This is a genomic window from Kluyvera chengduensis (assembly GCF_044197065.1).
Classification (GTDB): domain Bacteria; phylum Pseudomonadota; class Gammaproteobacteria; order Enterobacterales; family Enterobacteriaceae; genus Kluyvera; species Kluyvera ascorbata_C.
In genome coordinates this window covers 40,278-55,911 of record NZ_JBIQOI010000001.1, presented here as the reverse complement: position 1 = coordinate 55,911, position 15,634 = coordinate 40,278, and the positions used below count along the sequence as shown (strand labels likewise).

Below are 15,634 nucleotides of genomic sequence, written 5' to 3'. Positions count from 1 at the left end.
GGTCACCTTATTGACCAGCATTTCAACTTTAAAACGGCCTTAGCCCACGGCCGACCGGCACCGCACTCACCCACATGACCACTGCCGCCGCCACAAGAATCACTCCGCCTGCCAGCGCCAGCGTCGTCCAGCCAATCTGTCGCCACAGTACCGGCGCGCGATTGCCGCTGAGTTTCACCGCGAGAGTGCGAAAACCGTGGACCAGCAGCGCCAGAGAAGAGATGGTGATCGATGTGCCCGCCGCCATCGCCAGCGCGGAGGCAACGCCCCAGCCGAACACGCCAATCACTTTACTGAACAGCAGCACCATAATGGCCCCGGAGCAGGGACGCATTCCCATCGATAGCACAATCACCAACCTGGCACGCCAGTCTTCATCGCGTTCAAGCTGTTTAGGATCAGGCATATGCTGATGGCCGCAGCCACAGTGCTGGTCGTGGACATGATGCGGTGTAAAAGCGGTGAACTTTGGTTTTCTCAGCAGTACGCGCAGCTTTTTAAGCGCCCGCCAGCACAGTAAGAGTCCGAGTACGCCCACGAGCGCGTAGCTCCCCTTCTCCAGCCAAAAGCTGCTGAGATGCAACTGCCGCGCCGGCAGCTGCAACAGCGTCAGAACCACTACCACCAGCCCTATCGCTACCAGTCCCTGCAATAAAGAAGCGGCAAGCGTGAGGCCAATACTGGATTTTAATTTTGAAGGATGGGTTGCCAGCCATGTCGTGATGACGACCTTTCCGTGCCCCGGCCCCAGCGCGTGCAGCACGCCGTAGACAAAGCTGAACAGCAGCAGCGCCCCACCCGCCTGAGTCGGGTTCTCCGCCACCGCTTTTAACAGGCCACTCATCTGCTGGTTAACATCGCGCTGCCAGATAACGCTTTTCAGCATGACCTGTGGCCAGGCGTGCCAAAGCCACAGCAGGCCGACAGCAGCGACGATAAAGAACAACAAAAGCGGCCAGAGAGGAAGCCAGCGGCGCGATGTTCGGCGGCTAAAGGAGATTACTGACATGCGATAGTCACCTTCTGAGCAAACTGTTTTCCAAGATCCATGTCCTCAGGCGGCGCATCCGCTTTGTCGAGCGACTGCGCGTAGGAGAGCATGTCTTCATTCGGCTTTGGCGTATGAACGCTCACTTTGCATGCCCCTTTGAAATCAGGGTCAAACGCAACGTCACCGTCCTTTTCATAGCTCATATCGACATAGTACGTTGGGTCAAACGTAGAAAAGGTATAGGTCTGCCCCGCCAGCGGCTGCGGCGTTGCCAGCGGTAGCGTAAAGGTCAGCACCGCCTGATGCCCCTGACGAGCCAGGCCGTATGCCGTTGGCAGGTTCTCGAACTTCACCTTTTTCCCGTCGTGCCAGAATTCGGTAAAATAGTGCTGCCCCAGCACATTCGCCATCACTTCTGCCGCCAGTTTCTTCCAGACTTCATCGCCCGGTTTCGCTTTCCCGGCGTCATAGAGCAAATCCGCCGAGGTGAGTTCATCCATCACCCAGCGCATTTTCATGCCGGTCAGCTTGCCGTCCACCACCACCAGTTGATTAGTGATGGTAATAAAACTATGCGGATGTGCGCTGGCGTTTACCGATAAAAGCGTAAGAAACATCAGAACCGCGCATTGTTTCACTCTCTTCATCCGTTCCTCAGTGAAAAATTCTGTGACCGTCACCTGCATTCCTTAGCTAAAGCTCATTAGCTGCCGTTATCTTTTGTCTATTCTTAAGCTCATAACCTGCTGCTGGATCCCAACAGATGATGACCGTACTCGAACCGCCATCTGTGCTTTCCAGTCCGCAGCGCCGCTGCCAGGCGCTGCTGATGCTCTATCTCCCTGGTCATTCCATCACGGCGGAATACATTGGCATGGTGAATAATGTCGATGTTTCCACTGCCCGGCAAGATGTCATTGAAGCCGGAGAGGAGGTTGAGCGTTACCATCGTCTGGCGATCGCCACTCAGGCGGATGGCTGCTATCGGATTGAAGGCACCGCTCTCGACCTGCGCCTGTGCTTACTGCACTGGCTTCGCCGCGCATTGCGTTTGTGTCCGCACTTTGTGTTGCATCATTTTACCCCGGCGCTTAAAACGCAGCTCAAACAGATGAAGATCCCCCGGACGCTTTATGATGAAACCAACCTACAGGCGCTGGTAAACCGTTGCGCCCGAAGCCTACAGCGCGAATTCGAATGTCGCGACGGGCAGTTCCTGCGCCTGTATCTGCAGTACTGCCTGTTACAGCACCATCAGGGAGAAAGCCCGTGCTTTACCCCGCTACAAAGCGCCTGGACACAGTCGACCGTTGAATACCAGATGGCGGCGGATATTGTCCATCACTGGCAGCGACGCGTCATGCAGACGCCGAACCGCAACGAGCAGCACTTCCTCGCGCTGCTGTTTATGCTGCTGAAGGTACCCAATCCTTTATTTGATGGCCGTGAGCAGGATAAGCAACTGCATCTGGCGATTGCCAGACTGGTTGAGCGTTTTCAACACGAAGCACACTACCGTTTCGCCGATGAACGCGGCCTGCACGATCAACTCTATGTGCATCTGTCGCAGGCGCTGAACCGCTGCGTGTTTGAGATCGGTATCGATCATCATCTGCCCGAAGAGATCCACCGTCTTTATCCACGCTTAATTCGTACCACCCGCGCGGCGCTGAGCGATTTTGAAACGCGCTATAGCCTGAACTTTAGCGACGATGAAGCAGCACTGATTGCGGTAATTTTTGGAGCAGGATTGATGCAGGAAAGCGATCTACAGGAAAAACAGGTGGTACTGCTGACCGGAAATAACCCGGCACTTGAGCAAGAAATAGAACAGCAGCTTCGTGAGCTGACGCTGCTGCCGCTGACCGTGAAGTACCTGGAGGTCAATACGTTCCAGAAAGAGGGAGCGCCGAAAAATAGCACGCTGGTTATCTCGCCTTACGCGATTGCCCTTCCTCTCTTTTCACCGCCGCTGATCCACGCTGAACAACCGCTCAGCGAGCACCAGCAGCAGCATATCTGCAAAATTCTGGAAACCTAGCGGGCGACGGTTTTCGGCCGTAGCACCAGAGCCGGTAGCGCCACCAGCGCCATCACCCAGAACAGACCCTGGTGAAGGTGCTGATACAGGAAGCCTGCGAACATGGTCATCACCGCAATGCTACCGCCCATTGCCACCGCCGAGTAGACCGCCTGCAGGCGGATGACTTCGCTCCCCTGCCGGGCAGCAATATAGCGCATCGCCGCCAGATGGCAGACGGTGAAGGTGCCACAGTGCAGGATCTGAATCAGAATCAGCCACGGCAAGCTCGTGGTCCAGCCCATCAGCCCCCAGCGGATAACACCGCAAATTGCCGACAGCAGCAGCAGATCCCGGGCGCTAAATCGGCGGAAGACCTTTTTGCTCAGCGCAAAGGTCACCACTTCGGCGACCACGCCTAATGACCACAGATAGCCGATAGCCGATGCCGAATACCCCGCCCCTTCCCAGTAGATAGCGCTGAAACCGTAGTAGGCAGCATGCGCCCCCTGAAGCAGACTGACGCAGGCAAGAAAACGCCAGTTTTGCGTCACTAACGAACGCCAGGCTGGCCAACCGACGCTCTCCTGATGGCGGGATTCGCCAAGCGGCATCACCGACGGCTTTAGTAGCATCCCCAGCAGCATCGACGCCACGCCGAGGCTCAGCATCAGCAAAATAACGTGATAATCGAACAGACTGACCAGCTTACCGGTGAGCGCTGAGCCAATCACAAAGGCAATCGAGCCCCATAGCCGCACTCGGCCATAGTCCATGGTTATCTGTTTTTGCCAGGTATTTGCCAGCGCATCGGTCAGCGGCACCAGCGGAGAGAAGAACAGGTTGAAGCCGATCATCACCACCATCAGCCAGGCGACCTGCGTCCCAGCCCAGAACGCGGCGGCGAACAACAGCGTCATCAGCGCCAGAACGCGCAGCACGCTGATTAAGCGCGAAGGATCGCTTACGCGCGGTGCAATCAACAGGCTCCCCAGAAAACGAGCAACCAGCCCCGCGCCCAGCAGCAGACCGATGGTTTCGGGCGACAGCCCTGCGCCTTTGAGCCAGACGCTCCAGAAAGGAAGAAAAATACCGTAGCTAAAAAAGTAGGTGAAGTAACTGAGCGCCAGCCAGCGCGTGGAGTGCAAAACCATGGTTCCTCCCGTTGTGGAGCCCCTAGTCTAATGACTCAACCCACATTCTGAAGAGAACTACTCCTCACGCTAACGAGATAATTGTGATGGGCATCACCTTTAGCTATTTTTACGCCAGTCATCCGTCCGCACAAAAGGTTACAGCGTTCGCTTCACTGCGGTGCACACTGTCATCACGGACACCAATAACTCAGGATGGAACCATGAAAACCCTTCTCCCCACGCTCGTTGCCCTTTTATTAATGGGCTGCGCCAGCGCGCCGTCAAAGCCGCAAACACACAGCAGTAACGAAACCATTTCATCGCTGGATTATCAGGAGTGCATTCAGGCCGCAATGAGCGGCAACGGCCAGGCGAGCGATGAAAAATGCGGTAAGGTTTTAAAGGCTTCTCGCTGAGTTAGTCATAAGAGTGAGCAGAAAAACGACGAACTTCGTATTAGAAATATTCATATAACCGGGCATCAAAGTAGGGTTATCCTCCCGCCCCGACGCAGTACGCGCGCTCCAGTCATAAGGCTGATTTATGTGCACGCGGTGGCAGGGAGCCATATTGTGTATTACGTTTAAATCACACGTACTTACACAATGGAATGACCATGAACGCTCTCCGTTATCTCGACTTCGGCGCTTCGCGCGATCTGTTACTGTTGATTGCCCGTATCGCTATCGTCCTGCTGTTTATTCTCTCCGGCTATCCCAAAATGCTCCACTTCGACGGAACGGTACAGTATATGGCGGCGTCGGGCGCCCCGATGCCTTCTCTCGCCGCCATTATTGCGATTGTGATGGAAGTGCCTGCCGTTATTCTGGTGATTCTGGGCTTCTTTACCCGTCCGCTGGCGGTGATTTTTATTTTCTACACCCTGGGGACAGCGGTGATTGGCCACCACTTCTGGAACATGACCGGTGATGCGGTGGTGCCAAACATGATTAACTTCTACAAGAACATCAGTATTTCAGGGGCGTTCTTGCTGCTGGCGATTGTTGGGCCGGGGAAAATTTCGTTGGATAGGCGCTGAAAATTGCCCGATGGCGCTACGCTTATCGGGCCTACCACGCTTATAGGCCTGATAAGGCGCAGCCGCCATCAGGCATAAAAAAAGGCCGCATACGCGGCCTTTTTTGCATCTTACGGTTAGCGATTACGCGTAAACCGGGAAGCGAGCGCAGATATCCAGCACTTTCGCTTTGACGCTTTCGATGACGGATTCATCGTTGATGTTGTCCAGCACATCACACATCCAGCCAGCCAGCTCTTTCACTTCAGCTTCTTTGAAGCCGCGGCGAGTTACCGCTGGGGAACCGATACGAATACCGGAGGTCACGAACGGGCTCTTAGGATCGTTCGGTACGCTGTTTTTGTTAACGGTGATGTTAGCGCGGCCCAGTGCAGCATCCGCTTCTTTACCGGTTAGGTTTTTATCCACCAGATCCAGCAGGAACAGGTGGTTCTCAGTACCGCCAGAAACCACTTTGTAGCCACGGTTCAGGAATACTTCCACCATTGCTTTGGCGTTTTTAGCAACTTGCTGCTGGTAAACTTTGAACTCTGGCTCCATCGCTTCTTTCAGCGCAACCGCTTTACCCGCAATAACGTGCATCAGTGGGCCACCCTGCGCGCTTGGGAACACGGCGGAGTTCAGTTTTTTGTACAGCTCTTCGCTACCGTCTTTCGCCAGGATCAGGCCACCGCGTGGACCGGCCAGGGTTTTGTGGGTAGTCGTGGTCACAACGTGAGCATGTGGAACCGGGTTCGGGTAAACGCCTGCGGCAATCAGACCGGCGACGTGCGCCATGTCGACGAACAGGTAAGCACCGATGCTGTCTGCGATTTCACGCATTTTTGCCCAGTCTACAACGCCGGAGTATGCGGAGAAGCCACCGATGATCATTTTCGGTTTGTGGGTCTGAGCCAGCTTAGCCATCTCGTCGTAGTCAATTTTACCGGACTCATCAATACCGTAAGGGATGATGTTATACAGTTTACCGGAGAAGTTAACCGGGGAGCCGTGAGTCAGGTGGCCGCCCTGTGCCAGGTTCATACCCAGTACAGTATCGCCCGGCTGCAGCAGCGCGGTGTAGACCGCGAAGTTAGCCTGAGAGCCGGAGTGCGGCTGCACGTTAGCGTAGTCTGCGCCAAACAGTTCTTTCGCGCGGTCAATCGCCAGCTGTTCAACGATATCAACGTATTCGCAACCGCCGTAGTAGCGTTTGCCTGGGTAACCTTCAGCGTATTTGTTGGTCAGCTGAGAACCCTGCGCCTGCATAACGCGCGGGCTGGTGTAGTTTTCGGAGGCGATCAGTTCGATGTGCTCTTCCTGACGTACTTTTTCCTGCTCCATAGCCTGCCACAGTTCGGCATCATAATCGGCAATGTTCATTTCACGCTTTAACATCCGCATCTCCTGACTCAGCTAACAATTAAATTTTGGCCTGAAAAGGCAGTCCAATTGGACAACGGCCAACAGTATAACTGATTAGTTCTGCGATAACAGGTCTTGACAAACGAAATTACGCAAACGTTTACCTCCGCGCCACACAAGGGATTGAGGAATAAAGGCCTACGGAGGGGAAACGGATTTCTTTTCAGGATTGTGATGTGAATAATTCAAGTTGTAACCGCAATGGTGCATTCTTTCAAAGAACCATTTACAAAGCAGGGGTATTTTTATAAGATGCATTTAACATGCAACATTAGATAACATTGAAAGGAAGACCTGCCATGCTAGACGCTCAAACCATCGCCACCGTAAAAGCCACTATTCCCCTGCTCGTTGAAACCGGCCCGAAGCTCACCGCCCACTTTTATGATCGGATGTTCACCCACAATCCGGAGCTGAAAGAGATTTTCAATATGAGCAATCAGCGTAACGGCGACCAGCGTGAGGCGCTGTTTAACGCCATTGCCGCCTACGCCAGCAATATTGAAAATCTGCCTGCGCTGCTGCCAGCGGTAGAGAAGATTGCCCAGAAGCACACCAGCTTCCAGATTAAGCCAGAGCAGTACAACATCGTCGGTGCGCACCTGCTGGCGACGCTGGATGAGATGTTTAGCCCAGGCCAGGAAGTGCTGGACGCCTGGGGCAAAGCCTACGGCGTGCTGGCGGGCGTGTTTATCAACCGCGAAGCCGAGATTTATCAGGATAACGCCAGCAAAACCGGCGGTTGGGAAGGCACCCGCGCCTTCCGCATCGTGAAAAAAACCCCGCGCAGTGACCTGATTACCAGCTTCGAGATGGAACCGGTAGACGGTCAGCCGGTGGCGGATTATCAGCCAGGTCAATATCTGGCGGTATGGTTGAAGCCGGAAGATTTCGAGTATCAGGAAATTCGTCAGTACTCGCTGACCCGCAAGCCGGACGGCAAAGGCTATCGCATTGCCGTGAAACGTGAAAACGGCGGCCAGGTATCAAACTGGCTGCATAATGCGGCTAAAGAAGGTGATGTGGTCTATCTGGCTGCACCTGCGGGCGACTTCTTCCTGAACGTCACGCCGCAAACACCGGTCACGCTGATTTCCGGCGGCGTGGGGCAAACCCCAATGCTGGCGATGCTGGATACGCTGTCGAAAAACCGCCACCCGGCACAGGTTAACTGGTTCCATGCAGCCGAAAACGGCGACGTTCACGCCTTTGCCGATGAAGTGAAAACGCTGGGCAGCGCGCTGCCGAACTTCACGTCACACCTGTGGTATCGCACCCCGACCGACGCGGACCGCCAGTCCGGCGCATTCGACAGCGAAGGCCTGATGGCGCTTTCAACGCTTGCCGATAAGCTGCAAGACCCGCAGATGCAATTCTACCTGTGCGGCCCGGTTGCCTTTATGCAGCACGCGGCAAAACAGCTCGTTGAGCTTGGCGTCAACGCCGACAGCATCCATTACGAATGCTTTGGCCCGCATAAAGTTCTGTAATCTTTTCTTTCCAGGCGGGTAGGAAACTCCCCGCCTTCCCCTCTTTCTTCGCTCTTCCCGGTCAAAAAATAGAGTAGTGAGCTGTGTTATGATTGCTCACTTATCTATTTCATTTCCTTTGGTGACTCATTTTTATGCAACAACCCTTTGTGCGCGTTGGGGAATGGCTTGTCACGCCTTCAGTGAATCAAATTAGCCGTCCTGGACGCCAGCTCACTCTGGAACCTCGATTAATCGATCTACTGATGTATTTTGCCCGTCATCCTGGAGAAGTGCTCAGCCGCGACGAGCTGATTGATAATATCTGGATGCGGAATATTGTGACCAGCCATGTGGTCACTCAGAGTATTTCTGAACTGCGTAAATCGCTGCGAGACGGTGGCGATAACCACGCTGAATACATTATTACCGTGCCGAAACGTGGCTACCAGCTTACGGCCCCCGTGACCTGGCTTAGCGAGTCTGAAATACAAGGTGAAGCTACTGAGTCACAGCCCGTAACTACCGCTGCTAGCGCCCCTGTCGCACCCGCACAAAGCCCTGCGTCCGCCGCCGTTTTCGAGCAGAAACCACGCCGCTGGTTTGCCAACTTCTGGACCCAGTGTGCCTTTACACTATCGCTTGGCGTGCTGATTGCCATGGTCCTGTTGAGCGTGGTGCGCCCGCATCCGCAGGTCACGCGCACCCATCTGCTGCTTAACCCACGCGATGTTGATGTCCGCTTTGAGCCGGGCTCATCCTGTAATAACTGGGCCTCGCAGCAGTCTTATGCCATCGGCCTCGGCACGCTGATTACCACCTCGCTGAACACCTATTCCACCTTTATGGTTCACGACAAAACCAACTACAACGTGAATGAACCGAGCAGTTCCGGGAAGACGCTGACTATCAGCTTTGTGAATCAACGCCACTACCGCGCCCAGCAGTGCTTTATGTCGGTACTGCTTATCGACAACGCTGATGGCTCAACCATGCTTGATAAGCGCTATTTTGTCACCGATAGCAACCTGGTCTCCATCCAGGGCGATCTGTTCGATAGCCTCTCCAGCGCGCTGGCGCAGCCGTGGCCAGAAGAGATGCAGAAGCAACTGACCCGACTGAAGCTGCCGGAAACTCAGGCGCTGGCACAGTTTTACCAGGCGCTGCAGCTGGTTTCTGTGGGTGATGCACCATCGTTAAACAAGGCCAGCACGCTGCTTGAGAACATCACGAAATCCTCACCCGGCTTCGCTTACGCCTATGCACAAAAGGCAATGGTGGATATCTTACGCCAATCACAACAACCTTTTGATACTCAGCAATTGGCCGCCCTAAATGAAGAATTAGCGCGGGTAGAACAAATGCCGGAGATTCAAGGCAGCTCCATACTGTATCGAATTAAAGCCATAGATTATTTAAGCAAAGGCAACATCGACAACGCTTTTGATTCCGTGAATAAAAGCATTGAAATTGAGATGTCATGGCTTAACTACGTACTGCTGGGTAAAGTTTATGAAATGAAAGGCGAGAGTCGTCTGGCGGCTGATGCCTATATTACAGCTTTTAATTTACGACCGGGCGAGAACACGCTGTACTGGATCCAAAATGGTGTATTCCAGACATCCATTGAGAAAATAGTTCCGTACTTACAGTCTTTTTTAGCTAAAGAGTCATCGCCAGCCTAACAATTCCATTATCACGGTTAAATAATCGCACTCCTAATGTAATATTGATGTTGTCGCAAGGTGTTATTTGTTACCCTGCGACAACATTTCACCTTATGGAATACCACCACCTAACCACTTGTAATTAGAAGCCATTTACCTTTTCCTGATATAAAGTTTTTATCCTGATGTGTTAATCAAAAAAGGTAAAGACCTCATCTTTTTCATGTTTGTTTTAATTTCACTTTTACTTTAGGACTTCTCTTAGCCTGCTCAGTAATAATTGCCGTCAGTTGGTCGGATCACTTGGTATTACTCATTCTGCGATCCGGTCCTAAAAATACTGTTCAGGAGAAACGAACATGAGTTCTGCCAAGAAGATCGGGCTATTTGCCTGTACCGGCGTTGTTGCCGGGAATATGATGGGGAGCGGTATTGCATTATTACCCGCGAACCTCGCCAGCATCGGTGGTATTGCTATTTGGGGCTGGGTTATTTCTATTATTGGTGCCATGTCACTGGCTTACGTTTACGCCCGACTGGCGACAAAAAACCCGCAGCAGGGTGGCCCAATTGCGTACGCCGGTGAATTATCTCCGGCTTTCGGTTTCCAGACCGGCGTTCTTTATTACCACGCTAACTGGATCGGTAACCTGGCTATCGGTATTACCGCCGTTTCTTATTTATCCACCTACTTCCCGGTATTAAACGACCCTATTCCTGCAGGTATCGCGTGTATCGCCATCGTGTGGCTGTTCACCTTTATCAACATGTTGGGCGGTACCTGGGTAAGCCGTCTGACCACTATCGGCCTGTTCCTGGTGTTGATCCCTGTAGTATTGACCGCCGTTGTCGGCTGGCACTGGTTTGATATGGCGACCTACCACGCAAACTGGAACACCTCCACCACTACCGATCCTCATGCGGTTATCAAAAGTATTCTGCTGTGCCTGTGGGCGTTCGTCGGCGTGGAATCTGCCGCCGTCAGCACCGGCATGGTGAAAAACCCGAAACGTACCGTACCGATGGCAACCATGTTGGGTACCGCGCTGGCGGGTATCGTTTATATCGCCGCCACTCAGGTTATCTCCGGTATGTACCCGGCTTCCGTCATGGCCTCTTCCGGTGCACCGTTTGCCGTCAGCGCCTCGACCATTCTGGGTAGCTGGGCCGCTCCACTGGTTTCTGCCTTCACCGCCTTTGCGTGCCTGACGTCTCTGGGCTCCTGGATGATGCTAGTTGGTCAGGCTGGCGTGCGTGCCGCCAACGACGGTAACTTCCCGAAAGTGTATGGCGAACTCGATAAAAACGGCATTCCTAAGAAAGGCCTGCTGTTAGCAGGCCTGAAAATGACCGGTCTGATGATTATCATCACCGTGATGAACTCCAACGGCGGTAAAGCTTCCGACCTGTTCGGTGAACTGACCGGTATTGCCGTACTGCTGACCATGCTGCCTTATTTCTACTCCTGCGTTGACCTGATTCGCTTCGAAGGCATCAACGTGCGCAACTTCGTGAGCCTTATCTGTTCGGTTCTGGGCTGTGCGTTCTGCTTCATCGCGCTGATGGGCGCAAGCTCCTTCGAACTGTCCGGCACCTTCATCGTCAGCCTGGTCATCCTGATGTTCTACGGTCGCAAAATGCACCAGCGTCAGCATAACGACGACGAAAACAAAACGGCTGAAGCGCTTTAATCGCTCCCCACTAATTTCTCTAAAGGCTCCTACCTTCACCTGCTACATCATGGCGGGAGGGGCCTTCTTTATCCGGAAACATGACTATGACTATGAACGTTATTGCTATCATGAACCACATGGGCGTCTACTTTAAAGAAGAGCCTATTCGTGAACTTCATCGCGCGCTGGAAGGCCTGAACTTCCGCATCGTTTACCCAAATGACCGTGAAGACCTGCTGAAGCTGATTGAAAATAATGCCAATCTTTGCGGCGTGATTTTTGACTGGGATAAGTACAACCTTGAGCTGTGTGAAGAGATCAGCGCGCTGAACGAGTACATGCCGGTTTATGCTTTTGCCAACAGCTACTCTACGCTCGACGTTAGCCTCAACGATCTGCGTATGCAGGTTCGCTTCTTCGAGTATGCGCTGGGCGCAGCGGCTGACATTGCGGCAAAAATCCGCCAGAGCACCGACGAATACATCGACACCATTCTGCCACCGCTGACCAAAGCGCTGTTCAAATACGTGCGTGAAGGCAAATACACCTTCTGTACCCCTGGCCACATGGGCGGCACCGCCTTCCAGAAAAGCCCGGTCGGCAGCATCTTCCATGATTTCTTCGGCCCTAACGCCATGAAATCTGATATCTCCATCTCCGTTTCCGAGCTGGGTTCTCTGCTGGACCATTCCGGCCCGCACAAAGAAGCCGAAGAGTATATCGCCCGCGTCTTTAACGCTGAGCGCAGCTATATGGTGACTAACGGTACGTCTACCGCGAACAAAATCGTTGGCATGTACTCTGCTCCAGCCGGCAGCACGGTGCTTATCGACCGTAACTGCCATAAATCGCTCACCCATCTGATGATGATGAGCAACATTACGCCGATCTACTTCCGCCCGACCCGTAACGCTTACGGCATTCTCGGCGGTATCCCACAGAGCGAATTCCAGCGCGCCACCATTGAAAAGCGTGTGAAAGCGACACCAAACGCCACCTGGCCGGTGCATGCGGTGATCACTAACTCCACCTATGACGGTCTGCTGTACAACACTGACTACATCAAGAAGACGCTGGATGTGAAATCCATCCACTTCGACTCTGCCTGGGTGCCTTACACCAACTTCTCGCCAATCTATGCGGGCAAATGTGGGATGAGCGGCGACCGTGTTGAAGGCAAAGTGATTTACGAGACCCAGTCCACGCACAAACTGCTGGCGGCGTTCTCTCAGGCATCGATGATTCACGTGAAGGGCGACATCAACGAAGAGACCTTCAACGAAGCCTACATGATGCACACCACCACCTCTCCGCATTACGGTATCGTGGCGTCCACCGAAACCGCGGCGGCGATGATGAAAGGTAATGCCGGTAAGCGTCTCATCAACGGTTCTATCGAACGTGCGATCAAGTTCCGTAAAGAGATCAAACGTCTGAAAGGCGAGTCCGAAGGCTGGTTCTTTGACGTCTGGCAGCCTGAGCACATCGACGGCCCTGACTGCTGGCCGCTGCGTTCTGACAGCGCATGGCACGGCTTTAAAAACATCGATAACGAACACATGTACCTCGACCCGATCAAAGTCACCATCCTGACTCCGGGCATGAAAAAAGACGGTACCATGGATGACTTCGGTATTCCGGCGAGTCTGGTGGCTAAATACCTCGACGAACGCGGCATCATCGTTGAGAAAACCGGCCCGTACAATCTGCTGTTCCTGTTCAGCATCGGGATCGATAAAACCAAAGCGCTGAGCCTGCTGCGCGCGTTGACCGAGTTCAAACGCGCCTTTGACCTGAACCTGCGTGTGAAAAACATTCTGCCTTCGCTGTACCAGGAAGCGCCGGAATTCTATGAAAACATGCGTATCCAGGAGCTGGCACAGGACATCCACAAACTGGTTGAGCATCACAACCTGCCGGACCTGATGTTCCGCGCCTTTGAAGTGCTGCCAGCCATGGAAATTACCCCGTTCGAAGCGTTCCAGAAAGAGCTGCACGGTGAAACGGAAGAGGTCTATCTGGATGACGTGGTGGGTCGTATCAACGCCAACATGATCCTGCCGTATCCTCCAGGCGTGCCGCTGGTGATGCCGGGTGAGATGATCACCGAGGAGAGCCGTCCGGTGCTGGAGTTCCTGCAGATGCTGTGTGAAATCGGCGCGCATTACCCAGGCTTCGAAACCGACATCCACGGTGCGTATCGTCAAGCCGATGGTCGTTACACGGTTAAAGTACTGAAAGAAAATAATAAATAACGAGAAAGACCAAAGGGAAGTGGCTTGCCACTTCCCTTTTTCATGCATTCACACAGCAAGGAGTCGAGATGAAAACACCCTCACAACCGCGCGCGATTTATTACATCGTGGCGATTCAAATCTGGGAATATTTCAGTTTTTACGGCATGCGCGCCCTGCTCATCCTTTATCTTACCCACCAGCTTGGCTTCAACGATAGCCACGCTATCGACCTCTTCAGCGCCTACGCCTCTTTGGTCTATGTGACCCCTATTCTGGGCGGTTGGCTCGCCGACCGTCTGCTCGGCAACCGAATCGCCGTCATTTCAGGCGCGCTGCTAATGACGCTTGGGCATATCGTGCTCGGCGTGGAATCGGATTCCACGTGGAGTTTATACCTTGCACTGGGGATTATCATCTGCGGCTACGGCCTGTTTAAATCCAATATCAGCTGTTTGTTAGGCGAGATGTACGCGCCCGACGACAACCGTCGAGACGGTGGTTTTTCGCTGTTGTACGCCGCAGGTAACATCGGCTCCATTGCAGCGCCTATCGCCTGCGGACTGGCCGCGCAGTGGTACGGCTGGCACGTTGGCTTCGCGCTGGCGGGCATCGGCATGTTCATTGGCCTGATCGTGTTCTTAAGCGGTCAACGCCATTTCCGCCATACCCAAGGAATGAACAAACCGGCGCTGAAAGCAGTGAAGTTTGTCCTGCCGACCTGGGGTTGGCTGGCGCTGGCGCTATGCATCGCACCGCTATTCTTCACCCTGCTGCTGCAAAACGACGGGTCTGGTTATCTGCTGGCGATTGTCTGCGCTGCCGCCGCCGTTATCGTGGCGCGCATTATGCTGCGCTTTCCGGCGCAGCGCCGCGCGCTGTGGCAAATCATTTTGCTGATGCTGACCGGCACGTTGTTCTGGGTACTGGCCCAGCAGGGCGGCAGCTCAATCAGCCTGTTTATCGACCATTTTGTTAACCGTCACTGGCTGAGCTTCGACGTACCTACCGCCCTCTTCCAGTCGGTCAACGCCGTGGCGGTGATGGCGGCGGGCGTGGTGCTGGCCTGGCTGGCGCGTCCCGAAAGCAGCGTCAGTTCCGCCTTGCGAGTATGGCTGAAGTTCGCGTTCGGACTGGTGCTGATGGGCGCGGGCTTTATGCTGCTGGCGCTGAATGCGCACGGGGCGCAACTGCACGGTCAGGCTTCGATGGGCATGATGGTCGCCGGGCTGGCGCTGATGGGCTTCGCCGAGCTGTTTATTGACCCGGTGGCGATGGCGCAGATTACGCGCCTGAACCTGCCCGGCGTAACCGGCGTGCTGACCGGCATCTATATGTTAGCAACCGGCTCGGTGGCCAACTGGCTGGCGGGTGTGGTGGCGCAGAAAACCACCGAATCACAGATTAGCGATACGGCTATCGATGCCTATGGGCACTTTTTCTCGCAGATGGGGGAATGGACGCTGGGCGTGGTGGCGTTGATTGTGGTGCTGGTGGCGTTGAAGCGTTTGCTGGGTTCGTCCAGCGAACCTTTAGCACAGACCGACGAGTAATACTGTAGGCCGGAGAAGGCGCTTGCGCCGCCATCCGGCACCCTGCACAGGCTCTGCCGGATGGCGCTTCGCTTATCCGGCCTACGTCTATTAGATTGCTGCGTCGTCTTCTTCGCCGGTACGGATACGAATCACGCGCGCGACGTCAAAGACAAAGATTTTGCCGTCGCCGATTTTACCGGTCTGCGCGGTGCGGATAATGGTATCCACACAGGTATCGACGATATCGTCGGTCACCACGATCTCAATTTTTACCTTCGGCAGAAAGTCCACCATGTACTCCGCGCCGCGGTACAGCTCGGTATGACCTTTCTGACGGCCAAAGCCTTTCACTTCCGTTACCGTCATCCCGGTGATGCCAACTTCCGCCAGCGCTTCACGTACGTCATCGAGTTTGAAGGGTTTAATAATCGCATCAATCTTTTTCATGGTGTTCCTGTCGTTTTTA

The 15,634-nt window shown here is 54.0% G+C and carries 13 protein-coding genes; 8 read left to right on the top strand and 5 right to left on the bottom strand.

Annotation, left to right across the window (positions count from 1 at the left end; genetic code table 11):
- Positions 1-28: 28 nt before the first annotated feature.
- A complete protein-coding gene (locus ACH1XZ_RS00250; RefSeq protein ID WP_395593861.1) occupies positions 29-1,009 on the bottom strand; it encodes a nickel/cobalt transporter in 981 nt (326 codons plus the stop codon).
- Positions 1,000-1,638: a DUF1007 family protein gene (locus tag ACH1XZ_RS00245; protein ID WP_395593860.1), complete on the bottom strand. Its 639-nt coding sequence runs from the start codon at positions 1,636-1,638 to the stop codon at positions 1,000-1,002. Before ACH1XZ_RS00245 ends, ACH1XZ_RS00250 begins: the two co-directional genes overlap by 10 nt.
- Before the next feature lie 116 nt (positions 1,639-1,754).
- On the opposite strand from ACH1XZ_RS00245, the gene csiE reads away from it, so the two are divergent.
- On the top strand, positions 1,755-3,032 hold the full coding sequence (gene csiE, locus ACH1XZ_RS00240) for a stationary phase inducible protein CsiE (protein ID WP_395593859.1): 1,278 nt from the start codon (positions 1,755-1,757) through the stop codon (positions 3,030-3,032).
- Here the strand turns inward: csiE and ACH1XZ_RS00235 are convergent.
- Positions 3,029-4,165: a 3-phenylpropionate MFS transporter gene (locus ACH1XZ_RS00235; protein WP_395593858.1), complete on the bottom strand. Its 1,137-nt coding sequence runs from the start codon at positions 4,163-4,165 to the stop codon at positions 3,029-3,031. The two genes, csiE and ACH1XZ_RS00235, sit on opposite strands and share 4 nt — an antisense overlap.
- Before the next feature lie 203 nt (positions 4,166-4,368).
- Here ACH1XZ_RS00235 and ACH1XZ_RS00230 point away from each other — a divergent pair, with 203 nt between their 5' ends.
- Together ACH1XZ_RS00230 and ACH1XZ_RS00225 are read left to right on the top strand one after the other, a co-directional pair.
- Positions 4,369-4,563: a ChiQ/YbfN family lipoprotein gene (locus ACH1XZ_RS00230; RefSeq protein WP_395593857.1), complete on the top strand. Its 195-nt coding sequence runs from the start codon at positions 4,369-4,371 to the stop codon at positions 4,561-4,563.
- A 200-nt stretch (positions 4,564-4,763) separates the two neighbouring features.
- Positions 4,764-5,186 carry a DoxX family protein gene (locus tag ACH1XZ_RS00225; RefSeq protein ID WP_395593856.1) on the top strand — a complete coding sequence of 141 codons (423 nt, stop codon included), beginning with the start codon at positions 4,764-4,766 and terminating at the stop codon, positions 5,184-5,186.
- 123 nt (positions 5,187-5,309) lie between these two features.
- Here ACH1XZ_RS00225 and glyA read toward each other — a convergent pair whose 3' ends face one another.
- Complete coding sequence (gene glyA, locus ACH1XZ_RS00220) at positions 5,310-6,563, bottom strand: serine hydroxymethyltransferase (RefSeq protein ID WP_035891344.1); 1,254 nt, start codon at positions 6,561-6,563, stop codon at positions 5,310-5,312.
- A 326-nt stretch (positions 6,564-6,889) separates the two neighbouring features.
- Between glyA and hmpA the strand changes: the two genes are divergently transcribed.
- The 5 genes from hmpA (at position 6,890) to ACH1XZ_RS00195 (ending at position 15,186) form a co-directional block, all read left to right on the top strand.
- On the top strand, positions 6,890-8,080 hold the full coding sequence (gene hmpA, locus ACH1XZ_RS00215) for an NO-inducible flavohemoprotein (RefSeq protein ID WP_395593855.1): 1,191 nt from the start codon (positions 6,890-6,892) through the stop codon (positions 8,078-8,080).
- 134 nt (positions 8,081-8,214) lie between these two features.
- The gene (gene cadC, locus ACH1XZ_RS00210; RefSeq protein WP_395593854.1) at positions 8,215-9,744 is read left to right on the top strand and encodes a lysine decarboxylation/transport transcriptional activator CadC; all 1,530 of its coding nucleotides are present in this window, start codon (positions 8,215-8,217) and stop codon (positions 9,742-9,744) included.
- A 341-nt stretch (positions 9,745-10,085) separates the two neighbouring features.
- Positions 10,086-11,417: a cadaverine/lysine antiporter gene (gene cadB, locus ACH1XZ_RS00205; protein WP_395593853.1), complete on the top strand. Its 1,332-nt coding sequence runs from the start codon at positions 10,086-10,088 to the stop codon at positions 11,415-11,417.
- Positions 11,418-11,509: 92 nt separating this feature from the next.
- A complete protein-coding gene (gene cadA / locus ACH1XZ_RS00200; RefSeq protein WP_395594665.1) occupies positions 11,510-13,654 on the top strand; it encodes a lysine decarboxylase CadA in 2,145 nt (714 codons plus the stop codon).
- Positions 13,655-13,722: 68 nt separating this feature from the next.
- Positions 13,723-15,186 (top strand): POT-type proton-dependent oligopeptide transporter, encoded by a 1,464-nt coding sequence (locus ACH1XZ_RS00195; RefSeq protein ID WP_395593852.1) that lies wholly within the window; start codon positions 13,723-13,725, stop codon positions 15,184-15,186.
- 90 nt (positions 15,187-15,276) lie between these two features.
- Here ACH1XZ_RS00195 and glnB read toward each other — a convergent pair whose 3' ends face one another.
- Positions 15,277-15,615: a nitrogen regulatory protein P-II gene (gene glnB, locus ACH1XZ_RS00190; RefSeq protein ID WP_002914032.1), complete on the bottom strand. Its 339-nt coding sequence runs from the start codon at positions 15,613-15,615 to the stop codon at positions 15,277-15,279.
- Between the last annotated feature and the right edge of the window lie 19 nt (positions 15,616-15,634).

What these genes read in the sequence shown, in the direction of transcription:
- ACH1XZ_RS00250 (WP_395593861.1), bottom strand. Translation starts at nt 1,009, where the DNA reads ATGTCAGTAATCTCCTTTAGCCGCCGAACATCGCGCCGCTGGCTTCCT.
- ACH1XZ_RS00245 (WP_395593860.1), bottom strand. Translation starts at nt 1,638, where the DNA reads ATGAAGAGAGTGAAACAATGCGCGGTTCTGATGTTTCTTACGCTTTTA.
- csiE (WP_395593859.1), top strand. Translation starts at nt 1,755, where the DNA reads ATGATGACCGTACTCGAACCGCCATCTGTGCTTTCCAGTCCGCAGCGC.
- ACH1XZ_RS00235 (WP_395593858.1), bottom strand. Translation starts at nt 4,165, where the DNA reads ATGGTTTTGCACTCCACGCGCTGGCTGGCGCTCAGTTACTTCACCTAC.
- ACH1XZ_RS00230 (WP_395593857.1), top strand. Translation starts at nt 4,369, where the DNA reads ATGAAAACCCTTCTCCCCACGCTCGTTGCCCTTTTATTAATGGGCTGC.
- ACH1XZ_RS00225 (WP_395593856.1), top strand. Translation starts at nt 4,764, where the DNA reads ATGAACGCTCTCCGTTATCTCGACTTCGGCGCTTCGCGCGATCTGTTA.
- glyA (WP_035891344.1), bottom strand. Translation starts at nt 6,563, where the DNA reads ATGTTAAAGCGTGAAATGAACATTGCCGATTATGATGCCGAACTGTGG.
- hmpA (WP_395593855.1), top strand. Translation starts at nt 6,890, where the DNA reads ATGCTAGACGCTCAAACCATCGCCACCGTAAAAGCCACTATTCCCCTG.
- cadC (WP_395593854.1), top strand. Translation starts at nt 8,215, where the DNA reads ATGCAACAACCCTTTGTGCGCGTTGGGGAATGGCTTGTCACGCCTTCA.
- cadB (WP_395593853.1), top strand. Translation starts at nt 10,086, where the DNA reads ATGAGTTCTGCCAAGAAGATCGGGCTATTTGCCTGTACCGGCGTTGTT.
- cadA (WP_395594665.1), top strand. Translation starts at nt 11,510, where the DNA reads ATGAACGTTATTGCTATCATGAACCACATGGGCGTCTACTTTAAAGAA.
- ACH1XZ_RS00195 (WP_395593852.1), top strand. Translation starts at nt 13,723, where the DNA reads ATGAAAACACCCTCACAACCGCGCGCGATTTATTACATCGTGGCGATT.
- glnB (WP_002914032.1), bottom strand. Translation starts at nt 15,615, where the DNA reads ATGAAAAAGATTGATGCGATTATTAAACCCTTCAAACTCGATGACGTA.